Raw genomic sequence first — 19,334 nt, forward strand, 5'->3', positions numbered from 1 at the left:
ATCGTATATACGCCACCGAGTCTTTTTACGTTATACCCACCCATGTTGATTTGTTTTGCCAACAGATTTTCATCTTCTAAAGTACTAGAAGCCGCCGCTTCCCACCCCGCGCGCATAGATTTTTGCGAGCCTCTCAAACGAGAGTAAATGAGCAACAAATTGGCGAAAAATTTCTGGGAGTTCGTTCCAATGAGGGGTTTCAAGTTCCAATGTCGGTGTCTGAAGAGAAACTTTAACGATTTCTTTTTTTATTTGTTCTGATGACATTTCCCCTTCGCGAAAAACCAAGAGAATATCCTCTAAGAACGCCCAAAGGCTGTTTTGAGTAATTCGATTTGTTTTGCCAGCAGATTTTCATCTTCTAAAGTACTAGAAGTCGCCGCTTCCCACCCCGCGCGCATAGATTTTATGCGAGCCTCTCAAACGAGAGTAAATGAGCAACAAATTGGCGAAAAATTTCTGGGAGTTCGTTCCAATGAGGGGTTTCAAGTTCCAATGTCGGTGTCTGAAGGGAAACTTTAACGATTTCTTTTTTTATTTGTTCTGATGACATTTCCCCTTCGCGAAAAACCAAGAGAATATCCTCTAAGAACGCCCAAAGGCTGTTTTGAGTAATTCGATTTGTTTTCCTACTGGATTTTCATCTTCTAAAGTACAGGAAGCCGCCGCTTCCCATCCTGCGCGCATATACTTTATACGAGCTTCTAAACGCAGTGAATGAGCAACAAATTGGCGAAAAATTTCTGGGAGTTCGTTCCAATGAGGGGTTTCAAGTTCCAATGTCGGTGTCTGAAGGGAAACTTTAACGATTTCTTTTTTCATTTGTTCTGATGACATTTCCCCTTCGCGCTCTGCTCGAAGAAGAAGGAGTTGAGAGGCAATTTGCATCAGTCTTGTACTTAAATACATCGCCTCCTTTGCATAGAGTGCAGAAATTTCTGTCGAAAGGGAACGCGCGACGACTTTCCCTTCTGAATCGATATAGGCTGCTGTTTTTTCAATCAGCGCCATTGTCTCTTCATAGAGACGATTAAAAGCATTTTCAAAAGCATTATGCTCAATCATGATAATAGGTTCATCATAGGGACGTTTATGTACGCTCACGCTTTTATACTCCAAGGATCAGCACAAAACCACACCGCTCAATATTATATCACTCAACGAACAGAGTCTTAAAAAGTTTCTTTTGTTGCTGTATAGAATGCTTTTTTTTTGAAATGACTACCTCTTTTAATTTTTTTGTGCAATGCGCTTTTTATACTAAGGTTAACGCAGCCAAACAAGGATCACGGGACCGCGTTTTTCTTATAAGCGGATCAGTTTTCTTGAAAAAGCCTCCTGTAAAGACCGCCGTTTTTCACAATAATAGGCGACTCCAAATTGCAGAGCGATGCCCGTTATCATTAAGAGGCTATCGGAAAAAAACGTTCCTGTCATCACTATTTTGATAATTTGTCCAAACATGGCAAAAATAGTTCCTGTTACAAAGACCGGTAAACTATGTTTTCCTAGGATTGCTAAAGGATGTTGTTCTGAAACAGCAAACCATTTATTGACGCGCGGCAACGAAAGAATAAGAAAAGATAATGCCAGAACATGGAGCAAACGCGGCAAACTTAAAAAGGTTTTATTAAAGTTGAGCAACGGAGAAGACCAGCCCAACCAACCCAAAACGCCCCACCAATTTAAGCGAACCCATAACAGTGCCACCAAGAGATAGCCTGCCGCACAAACCACCCAAAAAGACTGAAAAGCGATTGTTTTTCCTTTTTTAAGCGCTAAAGTGCTGGTCAAACCTATGACAAACAAGAATTGCCAAGACAAAGGATTTAAAAACCATTTTCCCTCTATAGGATAAGAAGGGGGCGCAATTTTATAAAATCCACAGATGAGATAAAGTATAAATGAGCCCAAAAGCAGCCACTTTGTCTGTTTACAACTCAAATATAGGATAAAAGGCGCAAAAAACATCAAAACCATATAAAGCGGCAGAATATTATTATAGCCTAATTGATGCCCCAAGCTTAAGCTATGCAAAAATGCTATAAGCGGTTGTGTAACAAAAAGCCCCACATTATTCATCGCTAACAGTTTTTCTGTTCTCCATAAGAAAAAGGCTCCTAAAAACAAGCTTAACGTGACAAAAGTGGTCAAAAGATATGCGCCATAGAGCTGCAAAGCCCTGTACCAAAGTTTACGCACAATGAAGGAAAAAGACTTTTTCTGTAACCGCGCATGAAAACTTAAGCCCAGCGAAACGCCTGAAAGCAAAACAAAAACTTCTGCAGAATCAGAAAAGCCAAAATTTTTATGGGTTATATGCTCATAGAGTGTTCCGGGAATATGGTTGATAAAAATCGTCAATAAGGCTAAAGAACGAAAAACATCAATGCGTGTATCACGACGAAAAGGCTGCGTCTTATGATCAACAACGGCTTGGTATTTCATAAATGGATCCCCACGCATCACAAAACTTTGAAATCACATAAAAATGGTGGTTACCTTTATCGCAAACGAGGTAGGATGAAACTTTAACTTTTAAGAGTCAAGTTTCTTTTTAAGTATTTATTTTTTTACAAAAATCAGAGATATGGCATGACACAACAAAAAAATAAACCGATTGAAACCCCTCTTTTCCCTCAATTGGTTTTAACACTTGATATTCGACGCAATATTCCACACGGCTTTTTGCGTCCCATTTTGCAAACAAAGTCTTTTGCCTGTGTCATCCTTTACGATTCTGAACAGCAGAAAGATGATGGCTCTTTTTTACAAAAACAGGCTCAAACTTACGCAGAAGATATTCAAAACAATGACGCCGCTCTTCTTATCGCTGGTGACAGTCGCATTGCTGGACGCATAAAGGCTGATGGATTGCACATAGAAGATGATCTTAACGCTCTTGAAAGCTTTAAAAATCAGCAAAAGGAACAAAAAATCATCGGCTTTGGCAATCTACGCAATCGCCATAGTGCTATGCTTGCAGCAGAAACAGGCGTTGATTATCTTCTCTTTGGCAAATTAGGAGCTGATAAAAAACCCCAAGCGCACCCACGCAATCTTCAGTTAGCCACATGGTGGTCAGAGATTATGGAACCCCCCGCCATTATTCAAGCAGGCAGCGATTTTGCAAATTTTGATGAAGCCTTAAAGACGGGCTGTGAATTCATTGCTGTGGAAGAAGTCATCTTTACCCATGACACCCCCTTGGTTCTGCTTCAACTTTGCCACGAAAAATGTAAAAACGCCCCCTTGTAAAGCGCCTCCCTTTACAACTTTTCTTGTAAAGGAAAAAGCCCCCAGATTAAAGCATACTCAAAACACGCGCCCCACCCCACCACACCTTACAGACACGCACATTCTATAGACTAAAAAGAACCGCCCCCCCCCTTTTTTAAATAGCAAACGATTGCGCAAGTTTTGATGAAGAGACCGCCTGTAAATTCATTGCCGTGAACGAAATCATTTTAGGGAACAACACTCCCTTGCCCCTGCTTGAAACAATGCAAAAAAAAATGCAAAATCTCCCCTTGTAACATAAGAGAGGAATTCATAAATAAAGTGCTGACTTTTGTGTTACTTATATAAAATACGTAATGCAATATATAAATAGGAGAAAAATTCGTTTCATTCATCCACAATTTAATCAGATCGCTTCATTACACCGTAAAGTTTCCCATCATTCAGTCAAATTTTTCCCACGTTTCAATCAATAAAATGGAAGGTGACCGTCTTTCTTGTGCATAGTTTAAGAAAATAAAAATTATAAATCTCTTTAAATTCAAATGGTTATATAAATAAATCGTCACTTATTATAATATCTAGCATTATAAATGGAAAGAAATAAACAGTGAAATATAGCGGAACCTTCGAAGACCTCAACGATATAGTTTGCAAGGCTGGAGTTAAAATCAAAGAAATTAAATTCCTATCACTTAATTCTTCTGGAGGATATCAGATCAGAACCTCTAGTGGAGGAATTATTAATTGGTATGGAAGTACAGGAACACTTCAAATTCAAGGTAAAGACTTAGCTGCGAAAAAGCTAAAAGAAGATTTAACGCCATATCTAGAAGAAACATCAACGCCTCCTTCCCCAATAATTCTTTCCAACATTCCAAAAACGCCTTCCGATGTCTCAGATAAAAAAATTTTTATCGTTCACGGTCATGATCATACTGCCCTAGAGCAACTTGAACTTATTCTTCTCAAACTTGGGCTCAACCCATACATTTTAAAAAATACGAGCAGTAATGGTTTAACTATCATTGAGGCTTTAGAAAAAGAAATCTGTAAGCCAAGCAGTTCTATAAGATTTGGTATTGTACTTCTTACTCCCGATGATATGGGCTATGTCAAAACTGCCAATGCAGACACAGCACAACCCCGTGCGCGACAAAATGTCATTCTCGAAATGGGTATGTTAATCACCGCGCTTACTCGAAAAAATGTCGCTATTCTAAGAAAACAACACGTTGAGATCCCTTCAGATGCTCAGGGAATTATATACACTCCTTTTAAAGAACATGTAAAAGAAACAGTTCCAACACTTGCCGACCACTTAATGGAAGCTGGTTTCACTTTAGATCCAAAAGCAATTACTCTTGCATCACGTTAAATTTGCATAACACTTATCTTTAGTCTCTAAACACATGCCGTTTGCCTATAAATTTGCTTCCAGCAAGCCAATATCCAATGCGCAAAATAACTCTACTTTTTTCCTTCTTTTTACCCCTCTCAACAAACACGGGGTCTAATGTCGTGATTTTGGGACTCGTTCCAGAGGGGTTGAGAGGTAAGAATAACCTCTCATTCAAAAAACAAATTTTATAAGTCAAAAAACTATTTTTATTTGTAAATTTTCTAAAATTACTTTACACATTAAAAGGTGTCTTGGTCGCATACGCAACGACCAATAGGGATTAAAAACCCGAAGACTTGATACATAAATTTGCCCCGCTTTGCGGGTATCCTGGAATTCCGGGAGATTTTGCTATGTCCAAGTGCTTACCAGCACTAAAAGCAAAATGCTGAATCAAGTCAGTGTTTTTAACTCCCGGAATACTCATGCGAGGGCGCTCGCAACCGGCGGGAGGGTAAAATGCAAACCAACAATCTTAATATTGATCTTTTGGTCGGCAAAAGAATTCGCTTGAGACGAAAAAGGCTCAAAATGTCTCAAACAACTTTAGGAAACGCTTTAGGAATAAGCTTCCAACAAATTCAAAAATATGAAAACGGCTTAAATCGCGTAAGCGCAGGACATTTAATGCAAATTTCCGATATGTTGACTGTTCCGATTTCCTTTTTTTATGCCGATATCGCCACCAAACAACATGCACCCTACCCTCACGACGAAGTCATCTCGAACACTGAAGAATATCTGCTACTCAAAAGATTTAGAACGCTCACCACTGTAAAAAGGAAAGCTTTTTTACAGCTCATCATGGATGAACATGCAAGCTAACATCATTCGATAGCGGTGCACACCACGCTCTGTTCAAAGCCTCCCTCAATGTGGTTATTTTATTGCTTTCACGCAAAACGCATCATCTTTCATTAAAAAAGCTGTTTTTTATTTGTAAATTTTCTAAAATTACTTTACACATTAAAAGGTATTTTTGATCGTATACGCAACGATCAACGGGGATTAAAAACCCTAAGGTCCGATACATAAAAATGAACCCACTGATGTGGGTATCCCGGAATTCCGGGAGATTTTGCTATGTCCAGGTGCCAAAAGCACTAAAAGCAAAATGCTGACTCGGACTCAGTGTTTTTAACTCCCGGAATACTCATGCGAGGGCGCTCGCAACCGGCGGGAGGGTAAAATGCAAACCAACAATCTTAATATTGATCTTTTGGTCGGCAAAAGAATTCGCTTGAGACGAAAAAGGCTCAAAATGTCTCAAACAACTTTAGGAAACGCTTTAGGAATAAGCTTCCAACAAATTCAAAAATATGAAAACGGCTTAAATCGCGTAAGCGCGGGGCGTTTAATGCAAATTTCCGATATTTTGAATGTTCCAATTTCCTTTTTTTATGCCGATATCGCCACCAAACAACATGCACCCTACCCTCACGACGAAGTCATCTCGAACACTGAAGAATATCTGCTACTCAAAAGATTTAGAACGCTCATCACTGTAAAAAGGAAAGCCTTTTTACAACTCATCATGGATGAACATGCAAGCTAACATCATTCGATAGCGACGCAAAACACGCTCTGTTCAAAGCCTCTCTCAATGTGGTTATTTTATTGCTTTCACGCAAAACACATCACCTTTCATTAAAAAAGCTGTTTTTTATTGCCAATCCTCTGAAATTACTTTACACATTAAAAGGTGTTTTGGTCGCATACGCGGCGACCAATAGGGATTCAAAAACCCGAAAACTCAAACATGAATTTTCCCCACTCTGTGGGTATCCCGGGATTCCGGGAGTTTTTGCTATGTCCAGGTGCTCACCAGCACTAAAAGCAAAAAAGCTGATTTGAGTTCAGTATTTTTGACTCCCGGAATACTCATGCGAGGGCGCTCGCAACCGGCGGGAGGGTAAAATGCAAACCAACAATCTTAATATTGATCTTTTGGTCGGCAAAAGAATTCGCTTGAGACGAAAAAGGCTCAAAATGTCTCAAACAACTTTAGGAAACGCTTTAGGAATAAGCTTCCAACAAATTCAAAAATATGAAAACGGCTTAAATCGCGTAAGCGCAGGACATTTAATGCAAATTTCCGATATGTTGACTGTTCCGATTTCCTTTTTTTATGCCGATATCGCCACCAAACAACATGCACCCTACCCTCACGACGAAGTCATCTCGAACACTGAAGAATATCTGCTACTCAAAAGATTTAGAACGCTCACCACTGTAAAAAGGAAAGCTTTTTTACAGCTCATCATGGATGAACATGCAAGCTAACATCATTCGATAGCGGTGCACACCACGCTCTGTTCAAAGCCTCCCTCAATGTGGTTATTTTATTGCTTTCACGCAAAACGCATCATCTTTCATTAAAAAAACTATTTTTATTTGTAAATTTTCTAAAATTACTTTACACATTAAAAGGTGTCTTGGTCGCATACGCGGCGACCAATAGGGATTCAAAAACCCGAAAACCTAAACATGAATTTTCCCCACTCTGTGGGTATCCCGGAATTCCGGGAGTTTTTGCTATGTCCAGGTGCTTACCAGCACTAAAAGCAAAAAAGCTGATTTAGGTTCAGTATTTTTGACTCCCGGAATACTCATGCGAGGGCGCTCGCAACCGGCGGGAGGGTAAAATGCAAACCAACAATCTTAATATTGATCTTTTGGTCGGCAAAAAAATTCGCTTAAGACGAAGAATACTCAAAATGTCTCAAACAGCTTTAGGGAATGCTTTAGGAATAAGCTTCCAACAAATTCAAAAATATGAAAACGGCTTAAATCGTGTAAGCGCGGGGCGTTTAATGCAAATTTCCGATATTTTGAATGTTCCGATTTCCTTTTTTTATGCCGATATCATCACAAAACAACTGCCTCCACACCATCACGATGAAGTCATCTCGAACACTGAAGAATACCTGCTGCTCAAAAGGTTTAGAACGCTCACCTCAATAAAACAAAGAGCCATTTTACAATTACTTTCAGAACCCAATGAAAGCTTTTAATATCACGTGAATACGACAGGCTCTGTTCACCCTACAGACTCTGTGCATCTTCATACATCACAAACATCCCCCAAAAGAGCAGCGCTTGAAAATTTATTGGATCAATCTGCAAGAGCCCCCCATGCAATCATTTGACTTTGTCTGTTAAGCATAAGTTTTAAATACCATGAAAGATGATGGCAGTTTTTTAAACAATGTGTAAATATTGATGAATAAAAACTTGATGAGATACCAATACGTGATAGTCTAACGATAGAAAAGGTGCTTGTCTTATCCTTGTGCAAGAACTTTCTTAAGAAAAAACGAGTCAGAAAAAGGAAAAATGATAGAGGGGGAATGGAGATGTTAAAATATTTATTTCTGTCACAACTTTTGTTAGCGGCTGGTTGTGCATCTCCGAGGAACTATGTATCGAATTATGTTGATGAAAATCTTGTGTCGAAGGAGAGGGAGACGAGATTAATCGCAAACGATTTTTCTAACGATATCAAAAGATCTTTACCAATCAATCCAACCACACTTCCCCTCTTATAAAGTGATACAATAGACAACTTTACGCCTTTATTTATCGATCTGTCGCGGCAAACGGGATAGAATGTGATTTATACAGATCAACCCCAAAAGCAACAAAACATGGGTGTGGGGTTGTTTTACATACAAACACCAAAGGATGATGGACGTATAATTTCTGTGCTTCAGTATGATTGGTCGGGAGAACCAAGTTATTATCTACGTATTTATCAGAATAAATAAACCCGCTCTTTGAATATGGACATTCTCTCTATTTCAAACGTAAAGACTTAAAAGTTTTTGCAAAAGATAAAGAAATTTGCACCTCATTTTAACGGCTCTAACAAGTGCTCCTACACGCTCTCTTTTTCTCAACATTTCGTGTTTTTTATAAGCAATTCATTGTGTATTTTAAAAAGTATCCTCATCATAATCGCTTTTTTATTTTGGGGTGATAAAGTCTTGATAAGAGAAGGTCACCTCTCTGGGTCATTCTTTCATTATTGTTGTTTAAAAAAGCACTGTTTAAAACAGTCTGGTTCTGATCAACGTTTATGCTATCTTTATAAAGGGACCTAAAAACCTCCCTTAACTGAAATGAAAAATAAGTGAGCAATGGAATTCTGATACGGCTTGTAATGATGAAAAAAAAATGTGAAAATTCTGATCGATAATGAGGAGGAGATATCGATGATCAAGAAAGGTGTTAAACTGCTTATCCTAGGAATAGTAGAGCTTACAAGTTCTGTTGTAAATTCCGCTGGCAACACTAATGAATCGGCAAGTTTTGAACACTCTTTCAATACGATTCAAGAATCTTCCCCCCCAGAAGAACCTTTTCACCCCTTAAAAGCTGGAGACTATGACCAAGCCTATGACTATTACATCCAAGGCTATTATTTAAAAGCTTTTCGAGAAGCTCTTCGACGTGCTGAAAAAAATGATCCTTTTGCGCAAACGCTTCTTGCCCGAATTTATATGGAAGGATGTGCTGTTCCTATTAATGGAGCGCAGGCTGCTTTATGGTTTGAACGTGCCGCCAAACAAGGGGAACCCCAAGCACAACTTCGCTATGGGCTTATGTTGTTTGATGGTCATTTTGTAAAACAAAATCAGGAACTTGGTGAACAATTTATTCGAAAAGCTGTCAAGGCAGGTGTCAAGGAAGCTTATTTTTATTATGGACAACTGCTTCTTTATAAAGCCTCCCTGGAAAAACAGAATCTTCCCGGCGTTTCTTCTCCAAGCCGTGAAAATGAAGCCATCGAGCAAGCCTTAAAATGGCACTTAAAAGGGGCTGCTCTTGGGGATGCTGAAGCGGCTTTTGCGGCGGCAAACATTCTTTCCCTAGGCACGTTAACTCGACCAAAGGATGATCGTAATGCCCGCAGGCTCATGGAAGTTGCGGCTCAAAACAACCACTTAAAAGCTCAACTTCATTTAGCACAATGGCTGATAGAGGGCCGTGGAGGCGCAAGAGATTTTGATCGTGCTTTTCATTTGCTGCTTCACAATGCCAGAAACATGGTTGCCTCCGCCCAAATTTCTCTTGCAAGACTTTATCGAGACGGCATCGGAACAAAAGGTGATACGATCATGGCAGCAGCATGGTATATGCTTGCGAAAGAAGCAAAAATGCAAGCCCCTGATCTTGAAAGAATGCTCCAAGGTATGGACAAAAAACAACAAGAAAAGGCACGCAAAGAAGCAATAAAGCTCCTTCCCGTTTTTTAAAACGCCCTGTATCATTTACTGAACACTATCCAATGCACAAAATAAGCTATCCGCTTGTAAAATATTTATCCTCCAGATATGGAAAGATCAGAGGATCAAAAGAGCACTGCCTTCTTTTTGATTGCATGAGAAAAACACCGCCTCTGGTTTAAAAAACCGTTTTTTATTGTAAACTTCCTGAAATTACTTTACACATTAAAAGGTATTTTGGTCGCATACGCAGAGCTCTAAAACCCGAAAACTCGTACATTAATTTGTCCCGCTTTGCGAGTATCTTGGAATTCCGGGAGATTTTGCTATGTCCAGGTGTTTACCAGCACTAAAAGCAAAAAAAGCTGATTAGATTTCAGTACTTTCAAGCTCCCGGAATACGCATAAGAGGCGCTCGCAACCGGTGGGGACAATGCAATCTAACCTCATGTGATAGTGCACACCACACTCTCAATAACGCGATATGCACTGTTCAAAGCCATACTCCCTCGATATGGGTGCTTTTATTACTTTCATAAAAAAAACACACCGCTTCTTATTCAAAAAACTGTTTTTTATTGCCAATTCCCTGAAATTACTCTACACATTAAAAGGTGTTTTGGTCGCCTACGCAACGACCAATAGGGCTCTAAAACCCGAAACCTCGTATATTAATTTGTCCCGCTTTGCGGGTATCCCGGAATTCCGGGAGATTTTGCTATGTCCAGGTGCGTCTTACGCACTAAAAGCAAAATGCTGATTCGAGGTCAGTGTTTTAGACTCCCGGAATACTCATGCGAGGGCGCTCGCAACCGGTGGGGAGCAATGCAATCTCAAAATCTTAATATTGATCTTTTGGTCGGCAAAAAAATTCGCTTAAGACGAAGAATACTCAAAATGTCTCAAAAAACCTTAGGGGATGCTTTAGGAATAAGTTTCCAACAAATTCAAAAATATGAAAACGGCTTAAATCGTGTAAGCGCGGGGCGTTTAATGCAAATTTCCGATATTTTGAATGTTCCGATTTCCTTTTTTTATGCCGATATCATCACAAAACAACAGCCTCCATACCACCATGATGAAGTCATCTCGAACACTGAAGAATACCTGCTGCTCAAAAGGTTTAGAACGCTCACCTCGATAAAACAAAGAGCCATTCTACAGCTTATCATGGATGAGAATGCAAGCTAACACCACGCACGAGCGCACCACATTCTCTATAAAGCGAAACGCGCTGTTCAAAGCCATACTCCCTCGATATGGATGCTTTTATTGTTTTCATAAAAACACACAGCGCTTCTCATTTAAAAAACTGTTTTTTATTGCCAATCTGCTGAAATTACTTTATAAATAAAAGGGTGTTTTGGTCGCATACGCGGCGACCAATAGGGCTCTAAAACCCGAAGACTCAAACATGAATTTATCCCACTTTGTGGGTATCCCGGAATTCCGGGAGATTTTGCTATGTCCAGGTGCTCTTTAGCACTAAAAGCAAAAAGGCTGATTTGAGTTCAGTGTTTTAGACTCCCGGAATACTTATGCGAGGGCGCTCGCAACCGGTGGGGAGCAATGCAATCTCAAAATCTTAATATTGATCTTTTGGTCGGCAAAAAAATTCGCTTGAGACGAAGAATACTCAAAATGTCTCAAACAGCTTTAGGGAATGCTTTAGGAATAAGCTTCCAACAAATTCAAAAATATGAAAACGGCTTAAATCGTGTAAGCGCGGGGCGTTTAATGCAAATTTCCGATATTTTGAATGTTCCGATTTCCTTTTTTTATGCCGATATCATGCCAAAACAACAGCCTCCACACCATCACGATGAAGTCATCTCGAACACTGAAGAATACCTGCTTCTCAAAAGATTTAGAACGCTCACCTCAATAAAACAAAGAGCCATTCTACAGCTCATCATGGATGAGAATACAAGCTAACACCACGCACGAGCGCACCACATTCTCTATAAAACGAAACGCGCTATAAGGTGCTACACGCTCTTTTCTTACCTCATACACCTTTAAAGGACACAAAGCTCCTTCCCGATCCAATTTCTCAGCAATCAGGCTTCTCAGAACGAAACTCCGCTTTCCGTTTCATGGGGTTGATTTCACAAGATTATTCGGACAAGTTTCCCCGCACAATATCCCCGTGTCATTTTCATAAAACAACGCCTCATGGTTTTACAAAATTTCTATCATCAGTCTGAATGAGATTTTACAACACAACGGGATAAATTTCCCCAAAATCCTCAAAAGTCTCAAAAAATTTTGTGCAAATTTTTAAAAAGCTTGCGTCTTGGCACTTTTTATGGTCTTGCAAAGAACTGAAAAGCAAGAATACATCAAGGTCCTTTTTGTCCTTAAGCTTTTCTTTGCAAAACTCATAAGAAAACTTATGAGAGAACCCCATGAGAAAATCCATGGTAAGACAGATGAAAAGTACACAAAGACCATGAGGGGACCGCAAAACGAACAAGAAATTTTGAACCTAAAAACAACAAAAGAGTTCACTGTTAAGGCAGCAAAGAAAAGCGCCGTAAGGACAAAGTAAGAGAACTCTTTTTGCAAGAAGAGAATTGGATAGAAACGATGAAAATTAATGGCAATGAAATTCGCCCAGGAAATGTGATTGAGCATCAAGGAAGTCTGTGGGTTGCCGTCAAATGCAACGCTGTAAAGCCTGGAAAAGGTGGTGCATTTAATCAAGTTGAACTGAAAAATTTGCTTGATGGTACAAAACTCAATGAACGCTTTCGTGCCGCTGAGACGGTTGAAAGGGTCCGCCTTGAACAAAAGGATTTCACCTTTCTTTATCAACAAGGGGATGCTTTGGTCTTTATGGATTCAGAGTCTTATGAACAGCTTGAACTCCAAAAAGACTTTGTAGGTGAACGCGCTGCTTTCTTGCAAGATGGGATGACTGTCACAGTTGAACTTTATCAAGAAAAGCCTATCGGCATCTCCCTACCTGATCAAGTTGCTGTCACGATTGTGGAAGCTGATCCAGCTCTCAAAGGACAAACGGTGACCTCCTCTTATAAACCTGCCATTCTTGAAAACGGGATTCGTATTCTTGTTCCCCCTTTTATGAATGCCGGAGAACGGATCATTGTCGATACCAACGAGTTGATCTATTTGCGTCGTGCAAATGAAAAAGATAAATAAAGGAATAACAAGATGGCCCATTCTGCAATCATGAATGTCATAGTGCAAGCTGCCATGAAAGCAGGACGCTCGCTCGTGCGTGATTACGGTGAAGTGCAAAATTTGCAAGTATCTTTAAAAGGTCCAGCCGATTACGTTAGTCAAGCAGACCGTAAAGCAGAAAAAATTATTTTCACTGAACTGAGCAAAGCACGCCCCAAATTCGGTTTTCTGATGGAAGAGTCTAAAGAAATCGTTGGAGAAGATTCACAACATCGTTTTATTGTTGACCCTTTAGATGGCACTACCAATTTTCTCCATGGCATTCCTTTTTTTGCCGTTTCCATTGCTTTAGAAAGCCAAGGCAAAATTGTTGCGGGTGTCATTTACAATCCGGTAAGTGATGAACTCTTTACCGCAGAACGCGGCAGTGGTGCTTTTTTCAATGACCGGCGCTGTCGTGTTTCTGCGCGGCGCAGACTAGAAGATTGTGTCATTGCCACAGGCATGCCTCATTTGGGTCGTCCAGGTCATGGAACCTATCTCATTGAACTGCGCAATGTGATGATGGAAGTTGCTGGCCTTCGCCGTTTTGGTGCAGCATCCCTTGATTTAGCCTATGTTGCAGCAGGACGAACCGATGGCTATTGGGAGGACAACTTACAAATTTGGGATATGGCTGCCGGAATCTTGATGGTTCGTGAAGCCGGTGGTTTTGTCACCGATAAAGAAGGTGGTGATGACATATTCCGCAAAAAAAATATCCTCGCCGGCAATGAACACATTCGCACCAAACTAGAAAAAGTTCTCAAAAAAGGCATCTAAACCCTATAATCATAATCTTTTAAAAATCCCGTCCTAAAAAGCCCCTTAAAACTTGTCCCCCCTCTTTAAAGTTTTATAGAATCTTAAAAAAAACAATGTGGAGAGAGGCTTTTCAACTTTCTTTACAGACACAACAGAAAATGATGAATGAAACACCATCACCAAACAATCAATGCCCCCTCCCCCCTAAAAATGCAATGACAGCTTAGCCAATATTATTAACGCTGCTTTTTTGCTCAATTCCCCTACAAACACGCTAGAAAAAAAAGCACCATCACAACAAAACACTCCAAGAAGCAACAATCATACCAGAAACAAGCCCCTCCTTCTTCTCTTAAAAAAAACCTACACGTCTCGCCAAAAGCTTGCCTCCAAACCGCCTCTCCTCTCTGCTAAGAGCTATCACACATGCCTCTCAAGAACCCCCACCCCTACAGAGCAACAGAAACCTCAGCAAATTCATTGCACGCCCCATTCCCCTTCATTTAATCGTCTTGTAAACAGCCTATGAACCGTGCACGAGATCTGTAGTAACAAAAATCCTTATTTTCAAAAATCGCTTCCCGCATTTCTCTCTTAACCTGTTCTCGATCATTTTCAACAGCCTCTTCCAGTTTCTTTAGCTGCTCCTCACCGAAAATAATTTTTAATTTTTTTTGTGAATTTCTTATTCCAACAAGCTTTTCCCAAAAGATCAACCGATCATCACATTCCTCATTTGATAATCTCATCCATTCTTTAGCACCTGATGCGTAGGCTTTTTCAAATATTCGTAACTCTTCAACAATGAAGAGATCGTTTCCCCTCTTTTTATCATTCTCTCTACAAATATTGATCGCATTTTTAACTGTATTAAAATCGCAACTCTTATCAAAGGCAAGATACCCCTGTTTCACTGTCTTAATAAGCTTTTTATAGTAAATAAACGTTTCTCTTGCCGTTTTATAATCACTGGAAATATCACACAATAATGATAGAATTTCTCTTTTATAACATAACAACAGATTACATTGATTAGACAAAAAATCCGAATGCTTTAACATTTCACTTATCTCTTCATTTTCTGTAGTAAGTATAGATATGTTGTCCCACAATGTATCGATATTTTTTTGATTTTCAGTCTTCTTTTTAGATGATTTTTCTTTATACTGCTCATATTCAGCTGTAATCATATCATCAAGAACATATAGAAACCAATGAAGCGATAACTTCGTAGGTTCGTACTGTTTTTTATTTGTAACAGGATTTACAAATTTTTGCAGAGAAATTCCATTCTCTTCCATTAATTGCACTGCTTTTACATAATATTCCTCAAAAAATGTTTCACTCAAACGACCACATATTTTTTCATAATTCTTTTCAGTAAAGTCTTCTTTGAGTGCCTTTTCGTACAATAAATGCAATTCCTTCTCCCCTTGCGCACAAATACCTTTTACCAATGAAGGTCTATTGCCGCTGACCTTTATTCCTGCTCTAGGGTTTTTTATCCCCAATACATTCCTTTCCCATTGCCTTACTCCCTCATCCCATTGTTCAATCCATTCCTTTGATATTTCTTGCGTTGTTTCAAGAAGCCTCTGTTCCCCTTCTTCAATAATCTTTTGATATATCTGACACTCTCGATTTTTTTGCCCAAATTCTTGCTCTTTTTGCTTAAGTTGTTCAGTCAATTGTTTGTTACGATAAATTTTGGCTACCAGCATTATGCCTACCACACAACACACTATTCCCATTGCAAAGCCTAACAACACGTTCGTTGAATATCCCCGATACCACAACACACCCATCACTATGGCGAATACAACCAATCCCATACAAACAGATTGCTTCTTCCACTTTCGGATAAACTTAATTATAGTTATTATGAAATCAATTCTTTCTATCGTGGCAATAATTACGTCTATTATCTCCATCCATTATTTCCCTCTTTATTATTTATGCAACCTTCTCATCAACACCTCAATATTGTATCATTATGTGTATATACGATTCGCAACTATCTATATATTATATTTTAATGGATATAATATACAAAATATAGATATTTTTTATTGCTATAATACAACAATTTGTGTTTAATTATACTTTTCTGGAAGTTGATGCGCTTTAAAGAAAAGCCAGCCCTTAAAACTGCTAAGCCTACTTTAAAAGAGTGCTGTTTATTGCTCTTAAAGAGATGACTTTTATCTCAAGATCTCTTATTCAGGTGAAAATTGCAATTTTGCGAGATAAGCATAAACGCCATTTTTTGCCACAAGTTCGGCATGGTTTCCCTCTTCCACAAGAGCGCCTTTATCCATCACAAGAATACGATCCGCTTTTAAAATGGTTGCCAAACGGTGCGCAATCACCAATGTCGTGCGGTTTTTCATCAGCCCTTCTAAGGCTTCTTGCACAAGTTTTTCACTGTTTGCATCTAACGCAGATGTTGCTTCATCCAGCAGCAAGAGCGGCGCATTTCTTAAAATTGCCCGCGCAATACCGATACGCTGCTTTTGCCCCCCAGAAAGCATGGTGCCACGTTCTCCCACTTCTGTATCCAAACCGTTTGGTAAGGCTTCAATAAATTCAAGGGCATTGGCAGCTTTAGCAGCTGCAATAATTTCCTCTTCCGTGACATTTTCAGTGCCGAAAATAATATTATCACGCAATGTGCCATCAAAAATAGCAACATCTTGAGGAACATAAGAAATTGCTCCACGTAAATCTTGTAAAGAGAGTCGATCAATCTCCACGCCATCAAGTCGAATTTTTCCACTTGTCGGATCATAAAAACGCAGGATCAAAGAAAAAAGTGTGCTTTTCCCTGCTCCTGAAGCACCAACAAAAGCAACCGTTTCACCCGCTTTGATCGAAAAGGAAAGCGCGCGTAAAATCTTCTTTTGTGGTCTAGAAGGATAGGTAAAATCAACATGATCAAAAATAAGTTCACCTTGAACAGGTTTTGCCAAAGAGACAGGTTTTTTGGGGGCTAAAATCATGGGTTGTTCTTGCAATAATTCAGCCAATCGTTCAGCAGCCCCTGCGGCTTGGATTAACTCTGCCCCCAATTCTGACAATTGTGCAAAGGTTGAGGCTCCAAAAACGGCATAGAGAACAAATTGACCTAAAGCTCCCGCTGTCATGGTGCCATTCAAAACATCACGCGATCCAATCCACAACACAGCCACCACACTGCTAAACACAAGAAAAATGGCAAAGCCCGTAAAAAAGGAACGCAAAATCACAGAAGCCCGCGCTGTCTGAAAGGCACGTTCTACCAACTGAGAAAAACGTGTCGCAACAAGTTTTTCAGCAGTAAAAGCTTGCACAGTACGAATAGCGCTGACCTGTTCTGTTGCCACAGCATTGGCATCTGCGACACGATCTTGTGCCGCCCGTGTGCGTGTACGAACCTTGCGCCCAAAAACCACTAAGGGAATTGCCACAAAGGGGATAGCAAGCAGCACCAAAGCAGACAATTTGGCGTTGGTGATCACCATCATCACGATTGCCCCAATCACCACAATGAGATGACGCAAAGCCGTAGAAGCCGTCGAGCCAACAGCCAATTTTATTTGCGTCGTATCTGTTAGAAGTCTTGAAACAATCTCGCCTGAATGCGACCGATCAAAAAAAGCAGGAGAAAGTTTCATAATATGGACAAAAACATCACGGCGTAAATCGGCAACAATCCGTTCTCCCAAGGTAATGACACAATAATAACGGCAAGCCGAAGCAAGTGCGAGCAACAAAGCCAAAGCGAACAAAATAAAGAAATAAAAATTGATGTAACCATGGCTTGAAGTGGAAAAACCATGATCAAACATTTTGCCGATAGCAACAGGCAAAGCGAGCGTGACAAGAGCTGCAACAGACAAAGCGATAAAGGCAAAAATAAACAACCAGCGATAACGCATAAGATAAGGACCGAAAGTTACAAGCGAAGAGAAGGAAGATTTTTTTTCTAAAGACTTTGCAGATTTTTCTGAATGACGATATAATTTCATAAAACTTCACTCACTATATTAAATGACTTATAACATGTGACACACTGATGTATCTTGAACACTTGTTTTTTGATGCGTGCTCAGTTATAGGAATAAGTACTTTAATCAATGTATCAAAAAGACAAAGGAAGCGCACTTAAAAAATCGAGTACGTGTTCTTTCATTCTATAAACGCAAAAGGTTTGACGCATGAAAGCGAATATTCATCCTAACTATCACAAAATTACCGTTGTTATGACGGATGGGACCCAATATACAACACGCTCCACTTGGGGGAAAGAAGGGGATACCCTTAATTTGGATATTGATCCAAGAACACATCCAGCATGGACAGGTGGGTCCCAGACACTCGTAGACCGTGGCGGACGTCTTTCTAAGTTCAAAAATCGTTTTGGCAATATTGGTATGTAAAAACCTCATTCTCATGAGGCACAAAGATTTTAAACAAAACGATTGCCTCATTAAGCGATGAGGCTTTTTTTGTGCTATAAATAAAGAGCGCACTTTAAAGATCAATTTAAAAACGCATCCAACAGAAATAAATAAGTTCCAAGCACTTATAAATCGTGATGGTTGCGTTCTTTTAAATTCAAAAATCATTTTGTGATATAGCTATATCAAGAGCACCTAAAATACGCCTTTGTTGCTAAATATAGGTGCTTTTTCCCCTTATGGCGTATCAGTTTTGTAGAAGGCTTTGAGCCCTTTATATTTAAATAAAAAAATCATAATTGGATTATATTGCATAAAGATGCTTTCTCATTTTTCCATTTAACACACGATAACATACCATTGAGGCACCCTGAGAAGCTGTCCTCTTATATCATAATTTCATAAGCCGCGTGAAAAAGACAAAACAAGCCGTTTTGGTATCTTTAAAGTCAAGGACGCAGTGAGTCCGCCCTACAAGACTTCCATTGAGCTTTTAGGTCCAAGGTTTGTTATAATCCCTTCATTAAATGCAGCTCTAATGTCATGATTTTTGAGAACGATTATTAAGAATTTGAGAGGCTGCCCGCCTCTCATTTTGATTTATACACAAACGAAGTGCGCTCTATTTATTCAGGGAGAATAAGAATATACCCTGGAGGTGCTAAACGGAATAAGAGAGCATCGTACCCCCACCTAGCAGACATGCAGCAAATATAAGAAACGCCTTCACAAATTGCTAAGAGTAATGTGAGCGATATATCGGCTTCATCTGCTGTTGCTTCGCGGCGTTGTAAGAAATATCCGAAAAAAAAAGAAAAAGCACGCCACTCCACTCGCTCCCGAAAAGAAGCTTAGTATGCCATGAACTAGTCCACACATTTTGAACAGGATAAGAAAAATTGTAAAAATAAACACTGCGAATATTACAGCGAATACCCCACGCACTATATGGCAAAATTTTCGCATCATAATTGCAGAAACGCTCTGCTCTGCGTACCGATTTTTTTCTTTGATGCTTGTATTCTTAGAAGATATGCTGTCCACAACCCTCCCCCCCAATTTCTAAGCCAAAAT

18 protein-coding genes and 1 pseudogene are annotated in these 19,334 nt (G+C 39.6%); 12 read left to right on the forward strand and 7 right to left on the reverse strand.

All coding sequences use genetic code 11. The features are described from left to right. Positions 1 to 84: 84 nt before the first annotated feature. The 4 genes and pseudogenes from NNJ85_RS07670 to NNJ85_RS07685 form a co-directional block, all read right to left on the reverse strand. Positions 85 to 288, reverse strand: a complete 204-nt coding sequence (locus NNJ85_RS07670; RefSeq protein WP_254474975.1) for a hypothetical protein — start codon at positions 286 to 288, stop codon at positions 85 to 87. Between the two features lie 11 nt (positions 289 to 299). Beyond that, positions 300 to 565 (reverse strand): annotated as a pseudogene (locus NNJ85_RS07675) (DUF1465 family protein); the annotation flags it as partial. A gap of 20 nt (positions 566 to 585) precedes the next feature. Continuing rightward, positions 586 to 1,104: a DUF1465 family protein gene (locus NNJ85_RS07680; RefSeq protein ID WP_254474976.1), complete on the reverse strand. Its 519-nt coding sequence runs from the start codon at positions 1,102 to 1,104 to the stop codon at positions 586 to 588. A gap of 201 nt (positions 1,105 to 1,305) precedes the next feature. Further along, positions 1,306 to 2,448, reverse strand: coding sequence for an OpgC family protein (locus NNJ85_RS07685; RefSeq protein ID WP_254474977.1), 1,143 nt, complete (start codon positions 2,446 to 2,448; stop codon positions 1,306 to 1,308). A gap of 147 nt (positions 2,449 to 2,595) precedes the next feature. On the opposite strand from NNJ85_RS07685, the gene NNJ85_RS07690 reads away from it, so the two are divergent. From NNJ85_RS07690 to NNJ85_RS07745, 11 genes are all read left to right on the forward strand, one after another. Next, entirely contained in the window at positions 2,596 to 3,258 is a 663-nt protein-coding gene (locus tag NNJ85_RS07690; protein ID WP_254474979.1) for a thiamine phosphate synthase, read from the forward strand. 592 nt (positions 3,259 to 3,850) lie between these two features. After that, the gene (locus NNJ85_RS07695) at positions 3,851 to 4,618 is read left to right on the forward strand and encodes a TIR domain-containing protein (protein ID WP_254474981.1); all 768 of its coding nucleotides are present in this window, start codon (positions 3,851 to 3,853) and stop codon (positions 4,616 to 4,618) included. A gap of 483 nt (positions 4,619 to 5,101) precedes the next feature. After that, positions 5,102 to 5,467, forward strand: a complete 366-nt coding sequence (locus NNJ85_RS07700) for a helix-turn-helix transcriptional regulator (RefSeq protein ID WP_254474983.1) — start codon at positions 5,102 to 5,104, stop codon at positions 5,465 to 5,467. A 364-nt stretch (positions 5,468 to 5,831) separates the two neighbouring features. Continuing rightward, positions 5,832 to 6,197, forward strand: coding sequence for a helix-turn-helix domain-containing protein (locus tag NNJ85_RS07705; RefSeq protein WP_254474984.1), 366 nt, complete (start codon positions 5,832 to 5,834; stop codon positions 6,195 to 6,197). Positions 6,198 to 6,559: 362 nt separating this feature from the next. Continuing rightward, entirely contained in the window at positions 6,560 to 6,925 is a 366-nt protein-coding gene (locus NNJ85_RS07710; RefSeq protein ID WP_254474983.1) for a helix-turn-helix transcriptional regulator, read from the forward strand. 362 nt (positions 6,926 to 7,287) lie between these two features. Then, entirely contained in the window at positions 7,288 to 7,656 is a 369-nt protein-coding gene (locus NNJ85_RS07715) for a helix-turn-helix domain-containing protein (protein WP_254474985.1), read from the forward strand. 1,200 nt (positions 7,657 to 8,856) lie between these two features. After that, positions 8,857 to 9,900: a tetratricopeptide repeat protein gene (locus NNJ85_RS07725; RefSeq protein ID WP_254474986.1), complete on the forward strand. Its 1,044-nt coding sequence runs from the start codon at positions 8,857 to 8,859 to the stop codon at positions 9,898 to 9,900. A 795-nt stretch (positions 9,901 to 10,695) separates the two neighbouring features. After that, positions 10,696 to 11,061 (forward strand): helix-turn-helix domain-containing protein, encoded by a 366-nt coding sequence (locus NNJ85_RS07730; protein WP_254474987.1) that lies wholly within the window; start codon positions 10,696 to 10,698, stop codon positions 11,059 to 11,061. A gap of 378 nt (positions 11,062 to 11,439) precedes the next feature. Beyond that, positions 11,440 to 11,805, forward strand: a complete 366-nt coding sequence (locus tag NNJ85_RS07735; protein WP_254474988.1) for a helix-turn-helix domain-containing protein — start codon at positions 11,440 to 11,442, stop codon at positions 11,803 to 11,805. A gap of 654 nt (positions 11,806 to 12,459) precedes the next feature. Continuing rightward, positions 12,460 to 13,035, forward strand: coding sequence for an elongation factor P (gene efp, locus NNJ85_RS07740; protein WP_012232455.1), 576 nt, complete (start codon positions 12,460 to 12,462; stop codon positions 13,033 to 13,035). Between the two features lie 12 nt (positions 13,036 to 13,047). Next, on the forward strand, positions 13,048 to 13,839 hold the full coding sequence (locus NNJ85_RS07745) for an inositol monophosphatase family protein (RefSeq protein WP_254474989.1): 792 nt from the start codon (positions 13,048 to 13,050) through the stop codon (positions 13,837 to 13,839). Positions 13,840 to 14,324: 485 nt separating this feature from the next. Here NNJ85_RS07745 and NNJ85_RS07750 read toward each other — a convergent pair whose 3' ends face one another. Together NNJ85_RS07750 and NNJ85_RS07755 are read right to left on the reverse strand one after the other, a co-directional pair. Beyond that, positions 14,325 to 15,752: a hypothetical protein gene (locus NNJ85_RS07750; RefSeq protein WP_254474990.1), complete on the reverse strand. Its 1,428-nt coding sequence runs from the start codon at positions 15,750 to 15,752 to the stop codon at positions 14,325 to 14,327. A gap of 285 nt (positions 15,753 to 16,037) precedes the next feature. Further along, complete coding sequence (locus NNJ85_RS07755) at positions 16,038 to 17,828, reverse strand: ABC transporter transmembrane domain-containing protein (RefSeq protein WP_254474992.1); 1,791 nt, start codon at positions 17,826 to 17,828, stop codon at positions 16,038 to 16,040. A gap of 189 nt (positions 17,829 to 18,017) precedes the next feature. Between NNJ85_RS07755 and rpmE the strand changes: the two genes are divergently transcribed. After that, on the forward strand, positions 18,018 to 18,239 hold the full coding sequence (gene rpmE / locus NNJ85_RS07760) for a 50S ribosomal protein L31 (protein ID WP_005774581.1): 222 nt from the start codon (positions 18,018 to 18,020) through the stop codon (positions 18,237 to 18,239). A 647-nt stretch (positions 18,240 to 18,886) separates the two neighbouring features. On the opposite strand, the gene NNJ85_RS07765 is transcribed toward rpmE, so the two are convergent. Beyond that, positions 18,887 to 19,093: a hypothetical protein gene (locus tag NNJ85_RS07765; protein WP_254474993.1), complete on the reverse strand. Its 207-nt coding sequence runs from the start codon at positions 19,091 to 19,093 to the stop codon at positions 18,887 to 18,889. Positions 19,094 to 19,334: the final 241 nt, after the last annotated feature.

Origin of the sequence: Bartonella sp. B1098, from assembly GCF_944896145.1 — a bacterium.
In the GTDB taxonomy this organism is placed as follows: domain Bacteria; phylum Pseudomonadota; class Alphaproteobacteria; order Rhizobiales; family Rhizobiaceae; genus Bartonella.

What these genes read in the sequence shown, in the direction of transcription:
- NNJ85_RS07685 (WP_254474977.1), bottom strand. Translation starts at nt 2,448, where the DNA reads ATGAAATACCAAGCCGTTGTTGATCATAAGACGCAGCCTTTTCGTCGT.
- NNJ85_RS07690 (WP_254474979.1), top strand. Translation starts at nt 2,596, where the DNA reads ATGACACAACAAAAAAATAAACCGATTGAAACCCCTCTTTTCCCTCAA.
- NNJ85_RS07700 (WP_254474983.1), top strand. Translation starts at nt 5,102, where the DNA reads ATGCAAACCAACAATCTTAATATTGATCTTTTGGTCGGCAAAAGAATT.
- NNJ85_RS07705 (WP_254474984.1), top strand. Translation starts at nt 5,832, where the DNA reads ATGCAAACCAACAATCTTAATATTGATCTTTTGGTCGGCAAAAGAATT.
- NNJ85_RS07710 (WP_254474983.1), top strand. Translation starts at nt 6,560, where the DNA reads ATGCAAACCAACAATCTTAATATTGATCTTTTGGTCGGCAAAAGAATT.
- NNJ85_RS07715 (WP_254474985.1), top strand. Translation starts at nt 7,288, where the DNA reads ATGCAAACCAACAATCTTAATATTGATCTTTTGGTCGGCAAAAAAATT.
- NNJ85_RS07725 (WP_254474986.1), top strand. Translation starts at nt 8,857, where the DNA reads ATGATCAAGAAAGGTGTTAAACTGCTTATCCTAGGAATAGTAGAGCTT.
- NNJ85_RS07730 (WP_254474987.1), top strand. Translation starts at nt 10,696, where the DNA reads ATGCAATCTCAAAATCTTAATATTGATCTTTTGGTCGGCAAAAAAATT.
- NNJ85_RS07735 (WP_254474988.1), top strand. Translation starts at nt 11,440, where the DNA reads ATGCAATCTCAAAATCTTAATATTGATCTTTTGGTCGGCAAAAAAATT.
- efp (WP_012232455.1), top strand. Translation starts at nt 12,460, where the DNA reads ATGAAAATTAATGGCAATGAAATTCGCCCAGGAAATGTGATTGAGCAT.
- NNJ85_RS07745 (WP_254474989.1), top strand. Translation starts at nt 13,048, where the DNA reads ATGGCCCATTCTGCAATCATGAATGTCATAGTGCAAGCTGCCATGAAA.
- NNJ85_RS07750 (WP_254474990.1), bottom strand. Translation starts at nt 15,752, where the DNA reads ATGGAGATAATAGACGTAATTATTGCCACGATAGAAAGAATTGATTTC.
- NNJ85_RS07755 (WP_254474992.1), bottom strand. Translation starts at nt 17,828, where the DNA reads ATGAAATTATATCGTCATTCAGAAAAATCTGCAAAGTCTTTAGAAAAA.
- rpmE (WP_005774581.1), top strand. Translation starts at nt 18,018, where the DNA reads ATGAAAGCGAATATTCATCCTAACTATCACAAAATTACCGTTGTTATG.